This is a genomic window from Arthrobacter sp. EPSL27 (assembly GCF_001512305.1).
Classification (GTDB): domain Bacteria; phylum Actinomycetota; class Actinomycetes; order Actinomycetales; family Micrococcaceae; genus Arthrobacter.
Genome location: NZ_LNUT01000005.1, coordinates 426,822 through 443,453, shown reverse-complemented (window position 1 = coordinate 443,453; position 16,632 = coordinate 426,822). Strand labels below are relative to the sequence as shown.

13 protein-coding genes and 1 riboswitch are annotated in these 16,632 nt (G+C 70.1%); of the genes, 4 read left to right on the top strand and 9 right to left on the bottom strand.

All coding sequences use genetic code 11. The features are described from left to right. Positions 1 to 4: 4 nt before the first annotated feature. A riboswitch (cyclic di-AMP (ydaO/yuaA leader) is annotated at positions 5 to 175 on the bottom strand. A gap of 203 nt (positions 176 to 378) precedes the next feature. Continuing rightward, on the top strand, positions 379 to 648 hold the full coding sequence (locus AR539_RS12965) for a hypothetical protein (RefSeq protein ID WP_066437536.1): 270 nt from the start codon (positions 379 to 381) through the stop codon (positions 646 to 648). Positions 649 to 681: 33 nt separating this feature from the next. Here AR539_RS12965 and AR539_RS12960 read toward each other — a convergent pair whose 3' ends face one another. Beyond that, positions 682 to 1,332, bottom strand: coding sequence for a DNA alkylation repair protein (locus tag AR539_RS12960; protein WP_066437533.1), 651 nt, complete (start codon positions 1,330 to 1,332; stop codon positions 682 to 684). Between the two features lie 569 nt (positions 1,333 to 1,901). On the opposite strand from AR539_RS12960, the gene AR539_RS12955 reads away from it, so the two are divergent. Continuing rightward, the gene (locus AR539_RS12955; protein ID WP_442854409.1) at positions 1,902 to 3,431 is read left to right on the top strand and encodes a DUF222 domain-containing protein; all 1,530 of its coding nucleotides are present in this window, start codon (positions 1,902 to 1,904) and stop codon (positions 3,429 to 3,431) included. Positions 3,432 to 3,582: 151 nt separating this feature from the next. Here the strand turns inward: AR539_RS12955 and AR539_RS12950 are convergent, their stop codons facing one another. Next, positions 3,583 to 4,041: a universal stress protein gene (locus AR539_RS12950; RefSeq protein ID WP_066437530.1), complete on the bottom strand. Its 459-nt coding sequence runs from the start codon at positions 4,039 to 4,041 to the stop codon at positions 3,583 to 3,585. 168 nt (positions 4,042 to 4,209) lie between these two features. Here AR539_RS12950 and AR539_RS12945 point away from each other — a divergent pair, with 168 nt between their 5' ends. Continuing rightward, the gene (locus AR539_RS12945) at positions 4,210 to 4,791 is read left to right on the top strand and encodes a hypothetical protein (RefSeq protein WP_066437528.1); all 582 of its coding nucleotides are present in this window, start codon (positions 4,210 to 4,212) and stop codon (positions 4,789 to 4,791) included. A gap of 2 nt (positions 4,792 to 4,793) precedes the next feature. After that, a complete protein-coding gene (locus AR539_RS12940; protein WP_066437525.1) occupies positions 4,794 to 5,336 on the top strand; it encodes a hypothetical protein in 543 nt (180 codons plus the stop codon). Here the strand turns inward: AR539_RS12940 and AR539_RS12935 are convergent. The 7 genes from AR539_RS12935 to AR539_RS12905 form a co-directional block, all read right to left on the bottom strand. After that, positions 5,333 to 5,845: a mycothiol transferase gene (locus AR539_RS12935; RefSeq protein ID WP_066437524.1), complete on the bottom strand. Its 513-nt coding sequence runs from the start codon at positions 5,843 to 5,845 to the stop codon at positions 5,333 to 5,335. The genes AR539_RS12940 and AR539_RS12935 overlap by 4 nt on opposite strands. Positions 5,846 to 5,938: 93 nt before the next feature. After that, a complete protein-coding gene (ggt, locus tag AR539_RS12930) occupies positions 5,939 to 7,765 on the bottom strand; it encodes a gamma-glutamyltransferase (RefSeq protein WP_066437521.1) in 1,827 nt (608 codons plus the stop codon). Positions 7,766 to 7,898: 133 nt separating this feature from the next. Next, positions 7,899 to 8,903, bottom strand: coding sequence for a phosphotransferase (locus tag AR539_RS12925; protein ID WP_066437520.1), 1,005 nt, complete (start codon positions 8,901 to 8,903; stop codon positions 7,899 to 7,901). Further along, complete coding sequence (locus AR539_RS12920) at positions 8,900 to 9,925, bottom strand: hypothetical protein (protein ID WP_066437519.1); 1,026 nt, start codon at positions 9,923 to 9,925, stop codon at positions 8,900 to 8,902. Before AR539_RS12920 ends, AR539_RS12925 begins: the two co-directional genes overlap by 4 nt. Then, positions 9,922 to 11,775, bottom strand: a complete 1,854-nt coding sequence (locus AR539_RS12915; RefSeq protein WP_157361014.1) for an ABC transporter ATP-binding protein — start codon at positions 11,773 to 11,775, stop codon at positions 9,922 to 9,924. The genes AR539_RS12920 and AR539_RS12915 overlap by 4 nt, the downstream gene beginning before the upstream one ends. 71 nt (positions 11,776 to 11,846) lie before the next feature. Further along, the gene (locus AR539_RS12910) at positions 11,847 to 12,950 is read right to left on the bottom strand and encodes a phosphotransferase (RefSeq protein WP_066437515.1); all 1,104 of its coding nucleotides are present in this window, start codon (positions 12,948 to 12,950) and stop codon (positions 11,847 to 11,849) included. After that, a complete protein-coding gene (locus AR539_RS12905; RefSeq protein ID WP_197410637.1) occupies positions 12,947 to 16,429 on the bottom strand; it encodes a glycogen/starch synthase in 3,483 nt (1,160 codons plus the stop codon). Before AR539_RS12905 ends, AR539_RS12910 begins: the two co-directional genes overlap by 4 nt. Positions 16,430 to 16,632 lie beyond the last annotated feature (203 nt).

Below are 16,632 nucleotides of genomic sequence, written 5' to 3'. Positions count from 1 at the left end.
TAAAAGAGCCTCTCCCAATGCCTGCGAGGTGAGCTGTCGGATTCGGATGGGAGGCACCCGGCCGCACTCGGGCCCGATCATGGCGGGCTGTGCGGCTTCACCCCAAGACCCCTGGAGAACAGCGGGTCAAATGTGGTTTCCCCGTCTCTGCCGGACGTTGCTGCGAGTTATCCCCTGGCCGCGGCAGAGTTAGGCAATCGGCTGGGGAGAGCCCGTCTCGGAAACAACAGGCACTTAACCACGGTAACGGAATGATCACGGAGTGTCACATCGAGGTAACGGCGGGGTGCCGGGCTGCCGGGTGATTTCCCCGTCGACGGAGGGGGCATCCGGCATAGGATGATGCCATCACCGTTCCCCCGAGGCGGAGGCCCGAACATGAACAATCCCGAGGTCAACAGGCATTGCGTCGCCCTGTGCCAGCTCCGCAGCGAGCCGCAGGAGGACTTCAGCGTCAACACCGAACTCCTGGTCCTGGAAAGTGGTGAAGTCCACGTTTCCACGTGGGACGCAGAGCCCCGCGACGGCGGATTCGACGCGCACGTGCTCAACGACCGGGTGGATGCGCTCGGCTTTATGGTGGTCACCGACTGGGAGTTCTTCGACGGGAAGGCCTACGCGGTGGTGGAGCGCCGGCCCGGAAGCTGAAGCGTTTCCTGGTCCGGCGTCGGGGCGCGAGGTTCAGAGCTGCAGCTCGGGCCGGCGTCGGGCCATTTCTTCGATCACAAGGGTGACCGCCTCCGCGGCGGCAGCACCGCCGTCGTCTTCCGCGTCCCGGACAAGCGGCGTCGCCAGCACCAGGCGCGCATGACGCGCGAACCGGGGCCAGTCCCCCGCCCCGGCACGCAGCGCGCGGAGCGGGGACAGCAGGGCGGCCCGGCGCAGCCAATCGTCAGGATCACGCGCCCACCGGTCCAGGACGCTGTCCGCGCGCACCCTCCGGACGACGTCGAGCCGCTCGACCAGGGGGCCCACGACGTCGGTGGACAGTGGGTCCACCAGCGCGGCCGTGTGTGCGCTCCGCACGAAGCCCTCGATCCGCGTCAGGTCCGTGTTGTTCAGGAGTCCGACGCTGGACTGCAGGAGGACGACGGCGGCGAGGCGGCGTTCGAAGACGGGCACCTCCCACAGTTCGGAACTGAGGGCAGTGATGTCGTCGTGCGTCAGGCCGGGGTGACGGCGGAGGGCATCGCGGACCGTGCCTCGGATTGCCCCGACAGAGGCTCCGTAATACCGGTGATTCCCGCCGTGCGTCGCCTCTAAGGCCTCCGCCCGCTCCCATGACGACTCGCGCTGGAGCGCTGTGTCTATGAAGTCGCCGGCATCGCTCATTTCTTCATTCTGTCGCATGCCGGCCGGCTTCCCGCGGTCTGGAGCCCGCCGGCTCGACGCCGGGTCGACTCCGGATCCCCGGCGGGCGGAGCTTGGGGCGTGATGCCTGTCTGGCCACGGTCTTGAGCATGCCGGCCCCTGTCGGCTCGACGCCGGATAGCGCCTGGGGCGTGTTGCCTGTCCGGCTTGGCTCGCCGCTAAATGTCGTAGGTCGAAAGTAGCCTTGAAACATGGAGAACAGGCGGGATCCAGAAGCACTTCTGCCGGCAGGCGGAACGGCCGCGGACGTGCCGCGGATTAGCCTCATCTATCCGGAAATGCTGGCGCCCCGCCATGCGGAACCTGTGGCCTCCTGCCTGTCTGTCTGGCTTGGTTCGCCGCTAAATGTCGTAGGTCGAAAGTAGCCTTCAATTATGGAGAACAGGCGGGATCCAGAGGCAGCTCGGCCGGCGGGCGGGACGTTCGCGGATGTACCGTCGGTGGGCGCCAGCCGCCGGGAAGTGCCGGGTCCGGGCGCGGGTGAGCCGGGCGGTGTCGGGCCGGAAAGCGCCCAGTCGACCGGCGCAAGGTTGATTGCTGAGATCCGGGCCCTGGAGGACGAGAAGTCTGCCCTGTCAGCCCGGCAGGCCCGCTTGTCCGTCGAGTTCGATCTGCTCCAGCGCCGGGAACAGGCCGCGGCCGGGGTGCCCGCGGCCGAACTCGGCACCGGGGTCGCGGCCCAGATTGCCCTGGCCCGGCGCGAATCCCCGGCCAAAGGCGGCCGGCTCCTGGGCCTGGCCAAAGCCCTCGTCACCGAGATGCCGCACACCCTGGCGGCGCTGGAGGCCGGGCAGGTCAACGAATGGCGCGCCACCCTAATCGTCCGCGAAACAGCCGCCCTGACCGCCGCGGACCGGACCGCCGTCGATGAGGAACTCGCCCCGGACACGGGCACGTTCGACGGCGCCGGGGACCGGGCCATCATCGCCGCGGCGCGGGCCGCGGCGTACCGGCGGGACCCCCGCACCGTCACCCAGCGCGCAGCCCACGCCGCGACCGAACGGACCGTCAGCCTCCGCCCGGCCCCGGACACCATGTGCTACCTCACTGCCCTGCTGCCTGCCTCCGCCGGGGTCGCCGTGTACGCAGCGCTGACCCGGCACGCCGACACCGCCCGCGCCGCCGGAGACCCCCGCACCCGCGGCCAGCTCAAAGCCGACGCCCTCGTCGAGGGGATTACCGGCACCCGCGGCGGGATCACCGGCATCGAAATCCAGCTCATCATGACCGACCGCACCCTCTTCCAGGGAGACGCGGAACCGGCCCGTCTCCCCGGCTACGGCGTTGTCCCCGCAGGCTGGACCCGAGAACTGATCAGCGGAGGAAAGGCAGCCGGCACCCGCCCCGGACCAGAAGTCACAGCAGGACCTGCCGGAGACCCAACAGCAACGACCGCCAGCACAGCAGAGGACCCGCACGCGGACCTGCGCCTCTGGCTCCGGCGGCTCTACACCGCGCCCGGGACCGGAGAACTGGTCGCGCTGGACTCCCGGGCCCGGCTGTTCCCGCCCGGGCTCCGCAGGTTCATCACCGCCCGGGACAACACCTGCCGCACCCCGTACTGCGACGCGCCCATCCGGCACCTGGACCACATCATCCCCTGGCATCACGGCGGACCAACCACCGCCGGCAACGGCGCCGGACTCTGCGAAGCCTGCAACCACACCAAAGAAACCCCCGGCTGGACCGTCAGGCCACGCCCCGGCCCCAGACACACCCTTCAAGTCACCACCCCCACCGGCCACACCTACCACTCCACCGCACCACCCCTCCCCGGCACACCCCTGACCGGCAATCCACGCACCGGCCCGGACCTCCCCGAAACACCACTGGCCGACATGCCACGAACCGGCACTTCTCGCTCCGGCCCATCCTTGCTCGACGCCGCCGCACCGGAATGCGGTGCCGCAAACACCCGTCGTATCCGCCGAAAACTCCGGCGGCGCGCCAAAACCCGCATGTTGGCCAGGTCCAGGCAAGGACAACCCGAACGATTGGTGCGGGCAGTGCCAGACTTCAGTTGGATCGCTAGTTTGCCCTCCAGCACTGAACTGAACTGACCTGAACGGAACTGACTTGGACGGAACTACGGTCCGCGCCCGGCCCACCGGCCTGCCCCCTTGTCCGGCACTGGACTCTGGCCAGCCCCGGACGCCATCCCACGATGGCCGCGAAATCCGGCACAAAGCCGGACCCGCAAACTTGATAGCCTCAGGCGGCCTTGGGCCGGACAACAAGGACGGGGCACGGTGCGTGGCCGATGACCTGGGTGGAGACCGAGCCCATGTGCAGCCCGTTGAACCCGCCGTGCCCCCTGGCCCCAACCACCACGAGATCTGCGTCCTTGGCCACGTCCAGCAGCGCCGACGCCGGAGAATCGCTGTGCACCACCTGTCCTGAGGCGGCCACCCCCGCATCCTCCGCTGCCTTGAGGGCTTCGGCCTGAACCGTCCCCGCCATCTTTTCGGGAGAATCCTCCGCCACGATTTCACCGGCGGCTGTTTCGAGCAGCGCCGGATACCAGGAAAGCGGCGGCTTGCTCCAGGCCGTGACCACGCGGAGCTGGCCGTTACGCTGGCGGGCTTCCTCCACAGCCCACGTCAGCGCAAGGTGCGAATTTTCGGAACCGTCAAAGCCAACCACAATCACAAATGAGCCTGTATCGGTCATTGTCTTTCCGTTCCCTTGCTTCGGTGAGCAGCCTGGACTTTTCAGTTTCCGCGCGGTCCAAAGTCAGTGTCAAGGCCGGGAGCAGCTGGCCAAACCTCTATGCCGTGGGGTCCGGAGCCTCTATTCTCTAGCCATGAGAGATGGGGGCGCGTTCTGGCGAGAGGAACCGTGCCGCCGCGCGCGGTGCTGCTGGTGAGTACCTCCAGCGCACAGCCTCCTGACAATTACGACACCTTCCTGTCGCGGCTGGACGCCGCCACCACCAGCCTCACCACCCGGGCTGCGTCGCTGGAGAAGGCCGTCGCGGCGGTCGGGCTGCTGCTGGCGCCCTATGAATCAGCTGTCCGGAAATGGGAACGACGGCGGCGCCTCGTCGGCGAGCACCTGGCCGGGCATACCGGGTCACCGCAGTCCCGCACTGCACTGACCGAGCTCCACGACGTGGCCGCAAAGATGGAATCGATGCTCCGCGGCCGAGTCCAGCTCATCCGGGACAGGCTGACGGTCATGCACGGCCGCCGCGAGGCCATCCACCATTCACTCCAGGAGCTGGAGTCCAGCAGGGCGAAATTGAACTCATCCCGCCTGCTCTCCCAGGACCGCGACAAGCTGAGCAGCATTTTTTCATCCCTCGCAGGCTCCACCCTTGCTGTTTCAGCCCTTCCGGACACCGGGCTGCTCAGCGATCTCCGGGAAGCCCGCGAGGCCATCATCCTGGCCGAGGCGCTTATGGAACTGAAGGGGAACTAGCCATGGAGAAATCACCGTCCAACCGGGTCCGTACCAGCACTGTCGCCCTGGTGCGGTGGTCCCGGAAGCCGGGTGAAAGCCCGGCAGTTAAGTTCGTGATGTTCAGTATCTTTGGGGTGGTCCTGTGCCTGGTCCTCATGATGTTCATCCCGAGCCTTCGGAGTGCCGGAGCTGTGGTGTTGTTCACGGTCTGCTTTGCGGCCCTCCTCACGGTCCCCACAGTCTCCGGCAGGAGGAAATTCATGCAGGGGCTGACCAAACGGGTGAACGGTACCCTCGCCGAGGTCACGCACAGCCCGGACGGCCAGCTGTCGGTAAAGGAATTCCAGCGCATGGTGAAGACCGGAGAGCGGCGATTGCTCCTGGTCAGCGGGGTGCCCGGACTGGGTCTCCATGTGGAACGGATGGCCACACAGGAGAAAGACGGCAACACCACGTGGGTGGCAGTGTTCTCCGTGCTCCCGCCGGAGAGCGGGACCGACAGCTTTGACCGCCTGGTGGCGGCGGCACTGCAGGAAGGTCGCGGCGCCGGCAACGCGTCCTAGCTACCCGGTCCGGCGACCAGTCCTTTGGCATACGCCGCCTGCCCCACGTGCTGCAGGCAATCGGCAATGGTGCTCACCAGCCGCACCCCAAGCGTGACGGGCGGGTCCCACCGGGTGTCCACAATCCGGTCAAAGTCCGCGCCGCCGAGGGTCTGCACGTAGTCCGCAGTCTGCCGGTGGACGGCGTCGTAGTAGTCGCGCAGGAGGTCCGCCGGGGCCTTCACGCTGTCCACCTGGCCGGTGGTGTGGCCGTAGCCGGTGTCGCGGCCCGAGAGTGGCAGATTGAAGCGGCCGGCAAACCCCTGCGCGGTCCAAACCTGTTCCAGGCCGGCGGCCGACGCGACCTGCGCGTCCTCCACCCGGCTGAGGTGCCAGATCAGCCACGCCATGGAATTTCCACTGCCGCCGGGCCGGCGTGCCAGATCGTCGTCGTTGACGCCGTCGAGGACGCGGGCCACGGTCTCATGGATCCTGCCAAAGGCGTCCAGCAGCAGTTCGTTGGATTGCATGGGGGTCCCTCACTGTTCACATCATCCGGTTATACAACCGGTGGGTTCCCATGCTGGCACGCGGACACGCCGGTGGAAAAGGGAAGGCGGGATTCAGCGTGACGGGGTGAGGACCATTGCCGAGCCCCCACCGCGCCGCACGGGTTCGGCCGCTGCGGTCATCCCTCCCCCGGGCAGGAACTCGATGGCGGTCGCCGCACCGATCTCTGCAGCTGAGGTGAATGCGTCGCCCGACGGGTTGAGCTTGTGTCCGTACCCCGTCAACTGCTCACCGAACGCATCGATGAACCCGGGCTCCGCGGTGACGGCGGCAGTGTTCCGCTGCGAGGCCCGCGGTGCTGCGATTGCCTCGGAGATGTCCATACCCAGGTCCACCCGGTTGAGGATGGTCTGGAGCACGGTGGTGATAATCGTCGACCCGCCGGGTGAACCGAGGGCCAGGAACGGCTTGTCGTCCTTGAGGATGATGGTCGGAGCCATGGACGAACGCGGACGCTTGCCCGGCTGGATCCGGTTCGGGTCTGAAGCGTCATACACGGTGGAGAAGTCGGTCAGTTCGTTGTTGAGCAGGAAACCGCGGCCCGGAACAACGATCCCCGAGCCGCCGGTCTGCTCGATGGTGAGCGTGTACTCAGCCACGTTCCCCCACTTGTCCGCGACGGTCAGGTTGGTTGTCGAGATGTTCTCGGTGTCCTTCTCGTCGGCGGCCGCTGCCGGGGCAGCCGGGCACACGCCGTCGTACGAGGACACATCCCCGGGCAGGACCGGCTTCGGGGCAGCCGTTGCCGGTTCGATCCGGCACGCGCGCTCCTTGCCGAACAGCGGATCCGTGAGCGCCTCGGTGGGGACGTCAACGAACGCGGGGTCGCCCACGTACTTGCCGCGGTCCGCGAAGGCCAGGGCGCTGGCCTCAAGGTAGTGGTGCAGGGCGGCGGGGCGGGACATATCGGAGAGGTTGAACGGCTCCAGGATGTTCAGCGCCTCGCCGGTGGTGGTGCCGCCGCTGCTGGACGGTGCCATGCCGTAGACATCCAGGCCGCGGTACTCCACGTGGGAGGGCGCCTGGTCCAGGGCCCGGTAGTCGGCCAGGTCCTTCGTTGTCAGATACCCGGCCGGGACAGGCAGGGCCGTGGCGGCCGCCTTGGGCGGAGCCTGGACAGTCGACGCGATCTCCCCCGCAAGCGGACCGCCGTAGAAGGCAGCCGTTCCCTCCTTCGCGAGGAGCCGGTATGTCGCGGCCAGGTCGTGGTTCTGGAAGACGCTGCCGACGGCGGGGGCGTCACCGCCGGGAAGGAAGAGGCTGCTGGTCGAGGTGAACGCGGCGAAGCGGGACTTGTTGTCCAAGGTCTGCTGGCGGAACGTCTGGTCCACTACGAAGCCGCGCGTCGCCACCTTGATGGCGGGCTTGAGGGCCTCGCCGAGGCTCAGGGAACCCCACCGGTCGAGGGCCCGCTCCCAGGTGGCGGGCGTGCCGGGAACGCCGACGGCGACGCCGCTTGTGACAAGGTCCGGAGTGAACCGGTAGGGCTGCCCGGTCGCCTTGTTGATGAAGGCATTGTTCGGCATCTTGGCCGGCGCCGTCTCCCGGCCGTCAATGGTGCCCACCTTGCCGGCCTCCGCGTCGTAGAAGACGAAGTAGCCTCCCCCGCCGATTCCTGCGCTGTACGGCTCGGTCACGCCGAGGGTGGCGGCGGCGGCGACCGCGGCGTCGGCGGCGTTGCCACCCTTACGGAGGACGTCGAGGGCAGCGGCGGAGGCCTCGGGATCCACCGTGCTGACAGCGCCGCCATAGCCGGTGGCGGTGGCTTCCTTCACCGTTTCGCGCGGGTCCGCGTGGGCGGGGCCGGCCACCGCGGCTCCTGTCACGCTGAGGGCCAGCGCTGCCGTGACGGACATCAATCGCCGCGTGACACATGTCATGATCGCTCCAGGGTGTTTGTATTGCGGATTGACATTTTCTGTCACGCTACTACGCGGCGGGTGGACACTCAATACGCACGCGGCCGGGATCGGGCTGTGAAGGACTTTCGCGAGACAAAGGTCAAGGGCCTGGTCACTCCGGCCAGCTGACCCCTTTGCGGCAGGCTGCCGCGAGGGCGTCGTGGTGCTCGTCCAGCCACGCGAGCCGCTGGTCCTCCAGCAGGATCTTGCCGTAGTCGTTGGCAGACAGGTTGTCCCCGTCCAGGGCGCGGTTCCGCCGGCCGAGGCCCCGCTTCAGCCGTTTTGCCTGCAGCAGCAGCGGCAGGGCTTCCAGCTCTCCCGCTGTGGGCTGCAGCTCCCTGCTGTAGGCGGCGAGCAGCTCGGTGACCCGGCCAAGGTCGAGCGCCACCTTGTTGTCCGGGTCGCCGGGGCGCGTGTAGACCTTGCCGACGTCGTGGACGGCCACGGCAAGGTCCAGGACCCGCACGTCAGCATGGGCGCTGTCGAAATCCAGGACGCCCACTACGTCGTCGCCGTCGAAGACGAGGCTCCCGCGCCGGGCGCCGCCGTGCACCACCACCCGCGGCAGCTCCGGCAGCAGGACCGCCAGCCGCTCGAGAATGAGTTCGGCCCGGGCCCGCAGCCCCGGATCCGTGTCCCGCGCAGCGACCCGGTTGCGCAGCTCGGTGAGCACCGCCGGCTCGGCCACTGCCGCGGGCTGGTCGGCCACCACCGAGTGGTAGCGGGCCAGCGTCCGGCCCAGGCCCCGCACGTGTGCCTGCGAGCCGCCGTCGAACGGCTTTCCCTCAATGCAGCGGGTGGCGATCCACCACCGGCCGGAGAGTTCAGCGTGGCCGGCGCCGGTGCGGCTGGGAACCACATCCGGCGCCGGGAAGCCCCGGTGTCGGAGCAGCCTCATGAGGCTCAGCTGCCTGAGCAGTTCGTCCCGCGGCTTGAGCCGGTGCGAGCGGCGCAGGTAGTAGATCCCGTCCGCCGCGGCCACGCGGAAATGCTCGTTCTTGCCGCCCGGCACCGGGCTCACGGAGGTCCAGCCGCCCAGTGGCCACTGGGCGGCGAGCTCAGCCAGCGGGAGTTCGTTTCCCGCCCGGTCCAGCAGCATGCCCGCCGGGATGGTCATGCCCCGGCCCGCCCCTCTGCCACCCGGTCGAACTCGTCCCGGTACAGCCGGAACTCGGCATCGCCGCCGTCCCGCCAGTCTGCCTCCCCGGACTTGATACTGCGGTTGACGCTGTGAAGGATGTAGCGCGCCCAGTGGAACCGCAGGTTCCGCAGCAGGTCCCCGCGCGTCGCCGCGTGGTAGGCGTCCAGGAAGGCGGCGCTCGGCGGGTCGGCGCGCCTGATGTCGCCGGTGGCGTCGTGCACACCGATGCGCAGGCGGTGTAGGAACTCGGCTGCATCGCGGGCGGGGTCGGCGGGCGCGCTGCGGTCGAGGTCGATGACGGTCACCGCGTCCTCGCCCAGGAAAACATGGATCGGCCGGTACTGACCGTGGCTCTGGGCCACGACGCCGTCGGCCGTGTCGTGCGTGAGGGCGTCGAGCCGTTCGAGCATGGCCAGCGCCGTGTCGACGTAGCCCGGGTTCCCGGCCGCCACCTTGGCCAGGCGCTTCGCCAGGCTGGTCAGCTCACCCGTGACTAGGAGGGACTGCGGCGCCCCGACCCGCAGGTCGGTACTGTGCAGGTGGGCCAGCCACCGCCCCGCGCGGGCGCAGGCTGCAGCGAGCTCGTCACCGTCCGCTGCGAGCAGGTCCGACAGCGCCCGGCCCGGCGCGCCCCGGCACAGGAGGACTTTTTCCTCCCCGTACCACGCCAGGGGTTCCACGGCCCGGTACGGGGAGCCCTCCCCCAGCCCGGCGCCGCGCAGGGCCTGCAGCTTCGCGTGCACAGCGGGGCCGTCCTCGAAGGGGAAAAGCTTCGCGAACACCGGAGGCCCGCCGTCGAGCTCCACCCGGACGGTGGCCGCCCCGGAGCCGTCGAGCTGGATCACCTGCGTTGTCCACGTCCCGCCGGCCGGGGCGTCCGGACCCATGTGGGGGCGGACGTAACGGTCGAGGAACTCCGGGGTCCTGACCCGTTCGGCACGGTCGGTCTGCTGCTCCATCACCCGGCGGAACTGGGAGTGGACCTGGACGCGGTTCATGCTTCCTCCTTCAAGGTGGCGAGGTGTTCGGGCAGTGATTCGCAGGAGCCGGCGGCGTGGCGGCCATAACCGGAGGTGCCGTTGAGGAATGCCAGCGGGCCGGTGATCCCCTGGAGAAGGCACATCTCGGTATAGAGGCCGCCTTCCGCGAGGAGGCTGCTGTGAGTGCCGTGTTCCACCACTCGCCCGGCGTCGAGCACCACAATCTGGTCCGCGGCCATGGCGGCCGCCATGCGGTGCGTAATGATCACCGTGGTCCGTCCGGAGGAGACTTCCCGCAGGGCGCGCAGGACGGCGTCCTCGGACCGGGCGTCAAGGCCGGTGGTGGGCTCGTCGAGCACCAGGATGGGGCACCCCTGCAGCACTGCGCGGGCCAGCGCAAGTCTCTGCCGCTGTCCGCCGGACAGGGTCGCCCCGCGCTCGGCCAGGACCGTCTCGTAGCCGTCCGGCAGCGCCTGTACGAACTCGTGGGCCTGCGCCGCGCGGGCGGCGCGCTCAATATCCGCCGCAGACGCGTCGGGACGCGCGTAGGCGATGTTTTCCCGCACCGACGCGCGGAACAGCAGGGCGTCCTGGGTCACCAGGCCCACCTGGGCGTGCAGGCTTGCGCCGGTCAGGTCGCGCAGGTCGGCGCCGTCCAGGAGCACGCGCCCGCTGGTGGGGTCCTGCAGCCGGCAGAGCAGGGCGGCAATGGTCGACTTGCCCGCGCCTGTGGGTCCGACGACGGCGAGGGTGCTGCCGACGGGCACGGTCAGGTCAACTTCCTGGAGGACGGGGCGGTCGGGCGTGTAGGAAAACCCGACGCCGTCGAGGCTCAGCTTCTCTTGTGGCCGGCCGGCGGGTTGCGCGTCGGGCTTGTCCTGAACTGCCGGGCGGCGGTGCAGGGTGTCGGCAATGCGTGCGGCCCGGACGCCGGCGCGGGTCAGCTGGGCGGGCAGTTTGGACAACGACCGCGTGGGTCCGAAGAAGTCACGCAGGTAGGACGTGAAGATCACCAAGTCGCCCGGCGTGAGGGCGCCCGCCAGCACCCGCTGGGCACCCAGCCAGACCAGGCCGGCGATGGCCACGGCCACCACGGCATCCACCGCGGCGCCGAACGCGCTGCTGGTGCGCGCGGAGCGCAGCACCGCCGCCACCGCGGCGTCCGAGCGGCTCCGGAAGCGGCGCGACTCCTGGTCTTCCCGTCCTGTGGCCTTGACCAGCTTCACGGCGACCAGCGACTCCTGCGCCAGCGCCGCCAGGTCCCCCTCGATGGCGCGGGAGTCCTCCTCCACCGCGCGGATGCGGGCGCGGAAGCTGGCCACCGTCAGCAGGAGCAGAGGCAGCACCAGCAGCAGCGCCACGCTGAGCTGCCAGTCCAGCACCAGCAGCACCCCTGCCATGCCGGCGAGCGTGAGCACGTTGGTGGCAGCGTCCACCAGCGTCACAGTGAGCAGCGCGCGCACCTTGTCGACGTCGCCGGTCAGGCGGGTGGTCAGCTCGCCGGTCGGCGTCCGCTCGTGGTAGCTGAGCGGCAGCCGCTGCAGGTGGTCGTACAGCTTGGTGCGGATCGCTCCGGCCACCCGCTCACCGACGACGGCCTGGGTGTAGCTGCGTGCTGCCCCGACCAGGGCGTCCAGGATGGCGATGCCGGCCAGCGCCAGGACCACCATGGCCAGGATGCGCTGCACGTCCTGGCCGCCCGAGCCGTCCGTGGGAAGCAGGACTTCATCGAAGAGGTACTTCAGCGGCCACGGCTTGAGGAGCGCCACCCCCGTCCCGGCAACGGCCAGCAACCCGGCCAGCAGGCAGCCTGGCCACTGCGGCCGCAGGAACGGCCCGAAGGTCCGCAGGATCACCCTGGCGCTCATGACGGGCAGGGCGGAAGCACCCGGCTGGTGCGCGGCAGCCGGGGCGCGCGGACGCCTGTACCGGGTGCCGCTCACCGGTACCCGCCCCCTGCCGCATCCGCAACCGCCGCTTCCCAACCGTCGAGCCAGTCCGGCACAAACGAGGGGTCTTTCACGGGGCGGACAACAAGCCGGTAGAAGAGGACCTCGGCGAAGGTGCGGGCCACATACGCCGGGGCTGCCCGGACGGCACCGGGGTCGCCGCCGGCGCCGGAGTAGCCGGCCAGGAACGCCTCCACCCAGGGCGCGGCGGCCGATAAGTCCCCATGCCGCGACGCGCCCATGGTCAGGGTCTGCCCGATGAAATGGCCAAGGTCCCGCGCGGCAGGGGCCAGGGCTGCACGGTCAAAGTCGATGACCACAATGCGGCGGGCGTCCAGGTGGATGTTCTTGGGCTGGAAGTCCCCGTGGGTCACCACGGTGCGCCCGGCGGTGCCGTCGCCTGCACGCTCCAGTGCCGCCAGGGTGGCGGCGGTGAGCTCGGCCAGCCGGCCGGCGTCGTGCTGCAGCAGCCGCGCCAGCGCCGCCGAGTACTCGCTGAGCTTGAGCCGCTCGAAGTCCGCAGCGAGGTCCGGTGCCTGCACGCCCCGGACAGCGTGCAGCCGGGCGAGCCAGCCTCCTGCCCGGCCGGCCTCGGGTGCGGCCGCGCGCAGGTCGCCGTCCAACAGCGAGTGGAGCGTGGCGGGCGGCGCTTCCTCCTGGGCAAGGAGCCGGCGGGCCGGATCAAAGCCGTAGGGAGCCGGGACCTGGTACCCGGGGTCATCGAAGCCGGCCCGGCGCAGGCTGTCCAGCAGCCGCCACGCCTGCTCGCCGCCGCCCGCCCGGTACCCCTTGCCGATCACCGCCAGCGGGGCCGGCGCCGGCGGGCCGCCGTCGAGCGCCACCGTCCACCTGACCACCGGGCGGCTGCGGGACGCGTGCACCACCGAGCGCGTGACCACGTGCACCGGGACCGATGGCACTGGGGCGGCCTCCCCCGGGTCCGCCTGCGGGTCGCTGGGCAGGCCATTGGGTAGGCCATTGTGCAGGCCGTTCAGCAGGTCTTCGAGCGGCGGCGGCGACGCCAGGAGGGACTCGGCGGCCGCGAGCCGCTCCGCCCGGGCAGCCCCGGAGGGTGTGGCGGCGACGGCACTCATTTCCGGCCTCCCACCCGGTCACGGGCGGCCGGGCCGGCCAGGCGTTCGCGGCCCGCGCGCAGGATCCGTGCCGCGTCGGCGTCGTCGACGTCCCCGACGCCAAGGAGCAGGTGGAAGGACCGGGCCCCGCCGCGCAGGCGCACCATGACACCGTGTCCGGGGTCGGGACCGGCGGAATCGCACCAGGCGGTCGCCTCGTCGTCGGCGAGTGCGATCCACACAGCGGCCCCGTGGTTGCGGGCGCCCCGCCACCACCGTCCGCCGTGGCGCTGCAGGCCGGCCGGGCCGTGCCGGAGCAGCCGGTAGTAGTCGGGTGACAGGCAGGTCTCCACGGTGATCCCGGATGCTGCCGCGGGGAGGTGGTAGGCCACCAGCAATGCGGGGCTGCCGGGCTCCAGGAGTATCTGCTTGCGGAGCCCCTGCAGCGGGCTGCCCATCTGGACGTTCGTCAGCTCCACCCGGACCTCGCCGTCCCCGCCAGAGATCCCCGCGACGTACCGGTCGTGGACGCCGCCGCAGTCGGCGAGCGCACCGGGATGGTTGCCGGGGACGTCCATGTAGCGGTTCATCTCCTCCTGCCGGTTCCAGTCGTCGGTGGGGTTCCCGATGACCAGCACGCCGCCGTCGGGACCGCGGCACGCCAGGTAGACCAGGCGCCCGCCGCAGTCCGGCGCCGCCACGGCAAACAGGTGCTCGTTGCGCAGGACCAGCTCCTCCGTGCCGTCGTCGTCGATGTCGGCCAGTTCCGCCCCGAGCAGGCGGTCGCGGCTGCCGAACCACCGGGCCGCGGCGGCAAGGACGCCGGCGGCGCGGCCGTGGCTCGCCACGGCCTTCGCCCAGGCGGCGGGCGGCCGCCCGGGGAGGTCCGTGTCGTGCCAGGCGGTTTCGTAGCCCGACGCCAGGAGGTGCTTCCAGGCCAGCGCGGTCAGCCGCGGCTCCGCGCCTGCCCTCTCCGCCACGGCCACGGCACGGCGGGCCCGGGCAAGGTAATCCTGGTACGGGCGCCAGGCCCGGTCCTGGTCCCAGCCCCGGTAGTCCTCCCCCGCGTGCCAGTCCTGGGCCAGCTCCACGAAGGTGCCTCGCTCCACCACCCGGACGCCGGGGACGCGCCTGCGCTGGCGCAGCCATGACGGGAGGTCCACCGGCACCAGCGTCGGCTGGGTGGCCAGCCAGCGCAGGAAGTCCTCGTACCGGCCGAGCGCGCTGGGGTGCCACGGGCCCACCCCGGCACTCTTTTCCATATCGTCGGCGTACACCAGCACAGTGTCATCGCCGGGGGCGGTGGGAAGTTCGGCCGCGCGGGACAGGCTCCGCCAGCGCTTCCGGTCGTCAGGGGGTATCCAGTACCGCAGCCGCGTGGACATCGGCACCACCTCCATGCCGTGGCCGCCCGCGATGCAGTACGGGCGCAGGGCGTCGGCCGGCGGCGGGCTGGCCGGGTCGGCACCGTCGAAATCGGCCCGGTCACCGCCGTGGTCGCCGTCGGTGGGATAAAGCAGCCGGTCATCGAGCAGGACGTACCGGTAGCCGCCGTTGGGAAGTGACGGGTCCGTGAGGATCCCAGCGAGCCGGTCGGTGTCCCACACGCGTTCGGGAATCCAGCAGATCTCCAGGTCCTGCGGCGCGCATCCCAGGTGGCGCTGGTAGAGCCAGAACAGCTCCTGCAGCTGCCGCCGGTTGTACTCCCGGTCGAAGGAGGTCAGGACATTCTCGGAGTAAGTCCCGCCGATCAGCGAAACGAGTCCGGCGTCGCGCAGGCGCCGGACTTCGGCGAGGAACCAAGGGTGGTGCCAGGCGGCCGCCTCGACCATGGTCCCGGACAGGTGCAGGGCAACCGGGGTGCGGTACTTTTCATGCAGTTTCAGCAGCTCCGCATAGCCGGCCACAATCGAGGTGAGGCCTTCCCTGTCCTGGTAACCGTCGGTGACAAGGTACTGGTTTGCGTGGTGGACGAGGGCCAGGGGAAGCGGCGCAGGACGCGGCCTGGAGCGGACCGGCTGGACGTCCGGCCGCGCGGAAGCGCCGACGTCGGGTTCCCGGCCGGCGTCGGGTTCCCGCCGCGAGCGCACGGCTTCCTCGTACAGGGCGGCGTACTCCCAGGCGGGGCCGCACCAGGAGAAGTCCGCCGCCATCACCCGCTGCTGTAGCCGGCGCCATTCGGGCACGCGCCGGTAGACCGCGAGCGCGCTGTCCACGGCCGACAGCAGCGACGCAACCCTGCGCTGGACGAAAACAAACCCCAGCCCCGACTCCGGATCCTCGGCATAGTCGCTCACCGTGTCCGCGAGGCCCCCGGTCCGGCGGACCACCGGAATGGTGCCGTACCGCAGGGCAATCAGTGGGGTCAGGCCGCAGGGCTCGAAAACGGAAGGGGCCAGGAAAAAATCGGCGCCGGCGTAGACCTGCCGGGCCAGGGATTCCCGGGACGTGGGGTGGTACGCCACGCTTCCGGGGAGGCGCGGTACCGCCGCCTGCAGCGCCCGCCGGTAGCGCGGCGCCCCCTCGCCCACCACCACCACCTGGGCTCCCCGAGCCACGATCTGGTCCAGCGCCGCGGACAGCAGGCCCACCCCTTTCTGCGATACTAGCCGGGCCACCATGCCGAACAACGGACGGTCCGGCACAGGCTCCAGGTTGCTGATCCGCTGCAGCACCTCCTTGTTCACGGCTTTCCCGGCGGCGTGGGAGCGGTCATAGCGGGTGGCGATCCACGGGTCCCGCCGGGGGTTGAACTCCTCGTAGTCGATGCCGTTGAGGATGCCCTTGGCGGTGTCCCCGCGGGCGCGCAGCAGATCATCCATCCCCGCCCCCAGGGCCGGGGTGCGGATCTCCTTCAGGTAGCTGGGGCTGACGGTGCTGACCCGGTCCGCGAAGGCAATGCCGCGCTCCAGCAGTGTGCCGGCCGGGGGCAGCCCGATCAGCCGCTCAGTGGCGGCTCCGACCCGCCCCTGGTAGGCGGCGTTGTGGATCGTGAAAACAATCCCGGTACGCGCCAGTTCCCGGCGGTACCGTCCCTCCCGGGCGTCCTGGGCCACCAGGCCGCAGTGCCAGTCGTTGCAGTGGATGACGTCGGGACGCCACGCATCCTGCACGGCAAGGGCCGTGACGGCCTTGGCGAACAGCACGAACGGCAGAACGTCGTCGTCCTGGTAGCTGTACGGGACATCCCGCTCGAACCAGCCTGGAATGCACAGGGCGAGGACTTCCACGCTGCCCAGCGGCTGCAGGCGCCGGACTTCGACGCGCTCCGCGACCGGGCCCAGCGGGACCTCGAAGGCCAGCACCGGGGTGCCACCCAGCCCGCGGTATCCCGGAATGACCAAACGGACATCGAAGCCGAGCTCGGCCAGCCGCTTGGGCAAGGCGCCGCTGACATCGGCCAGCCCGCCCACTTTGACGAACGGATACGCCTCGGCGCTGGCAAAAAGCACGCGCTGCGCCCGCCGCGGGCGGGAGCCGCCGGCTGGCGCGGTGTCCACGACAGGGGGCCGCAAGTATTCGAATGGAGCCGGAATCTGCATCGTCCCACCTCACTCCAAGGCGCTGGCAAAGGCCGCCGGAGTTTGTTGTGTGGAGCCAGTCTTGTCCTGCGCAAAGTGGGGTGTCAACAGACAATCCAAAGGTGATAGCGCCGTGTCCGCCGCCGGCCGGGACCATCCATTTCGGATGAGGCCCCGGCCGG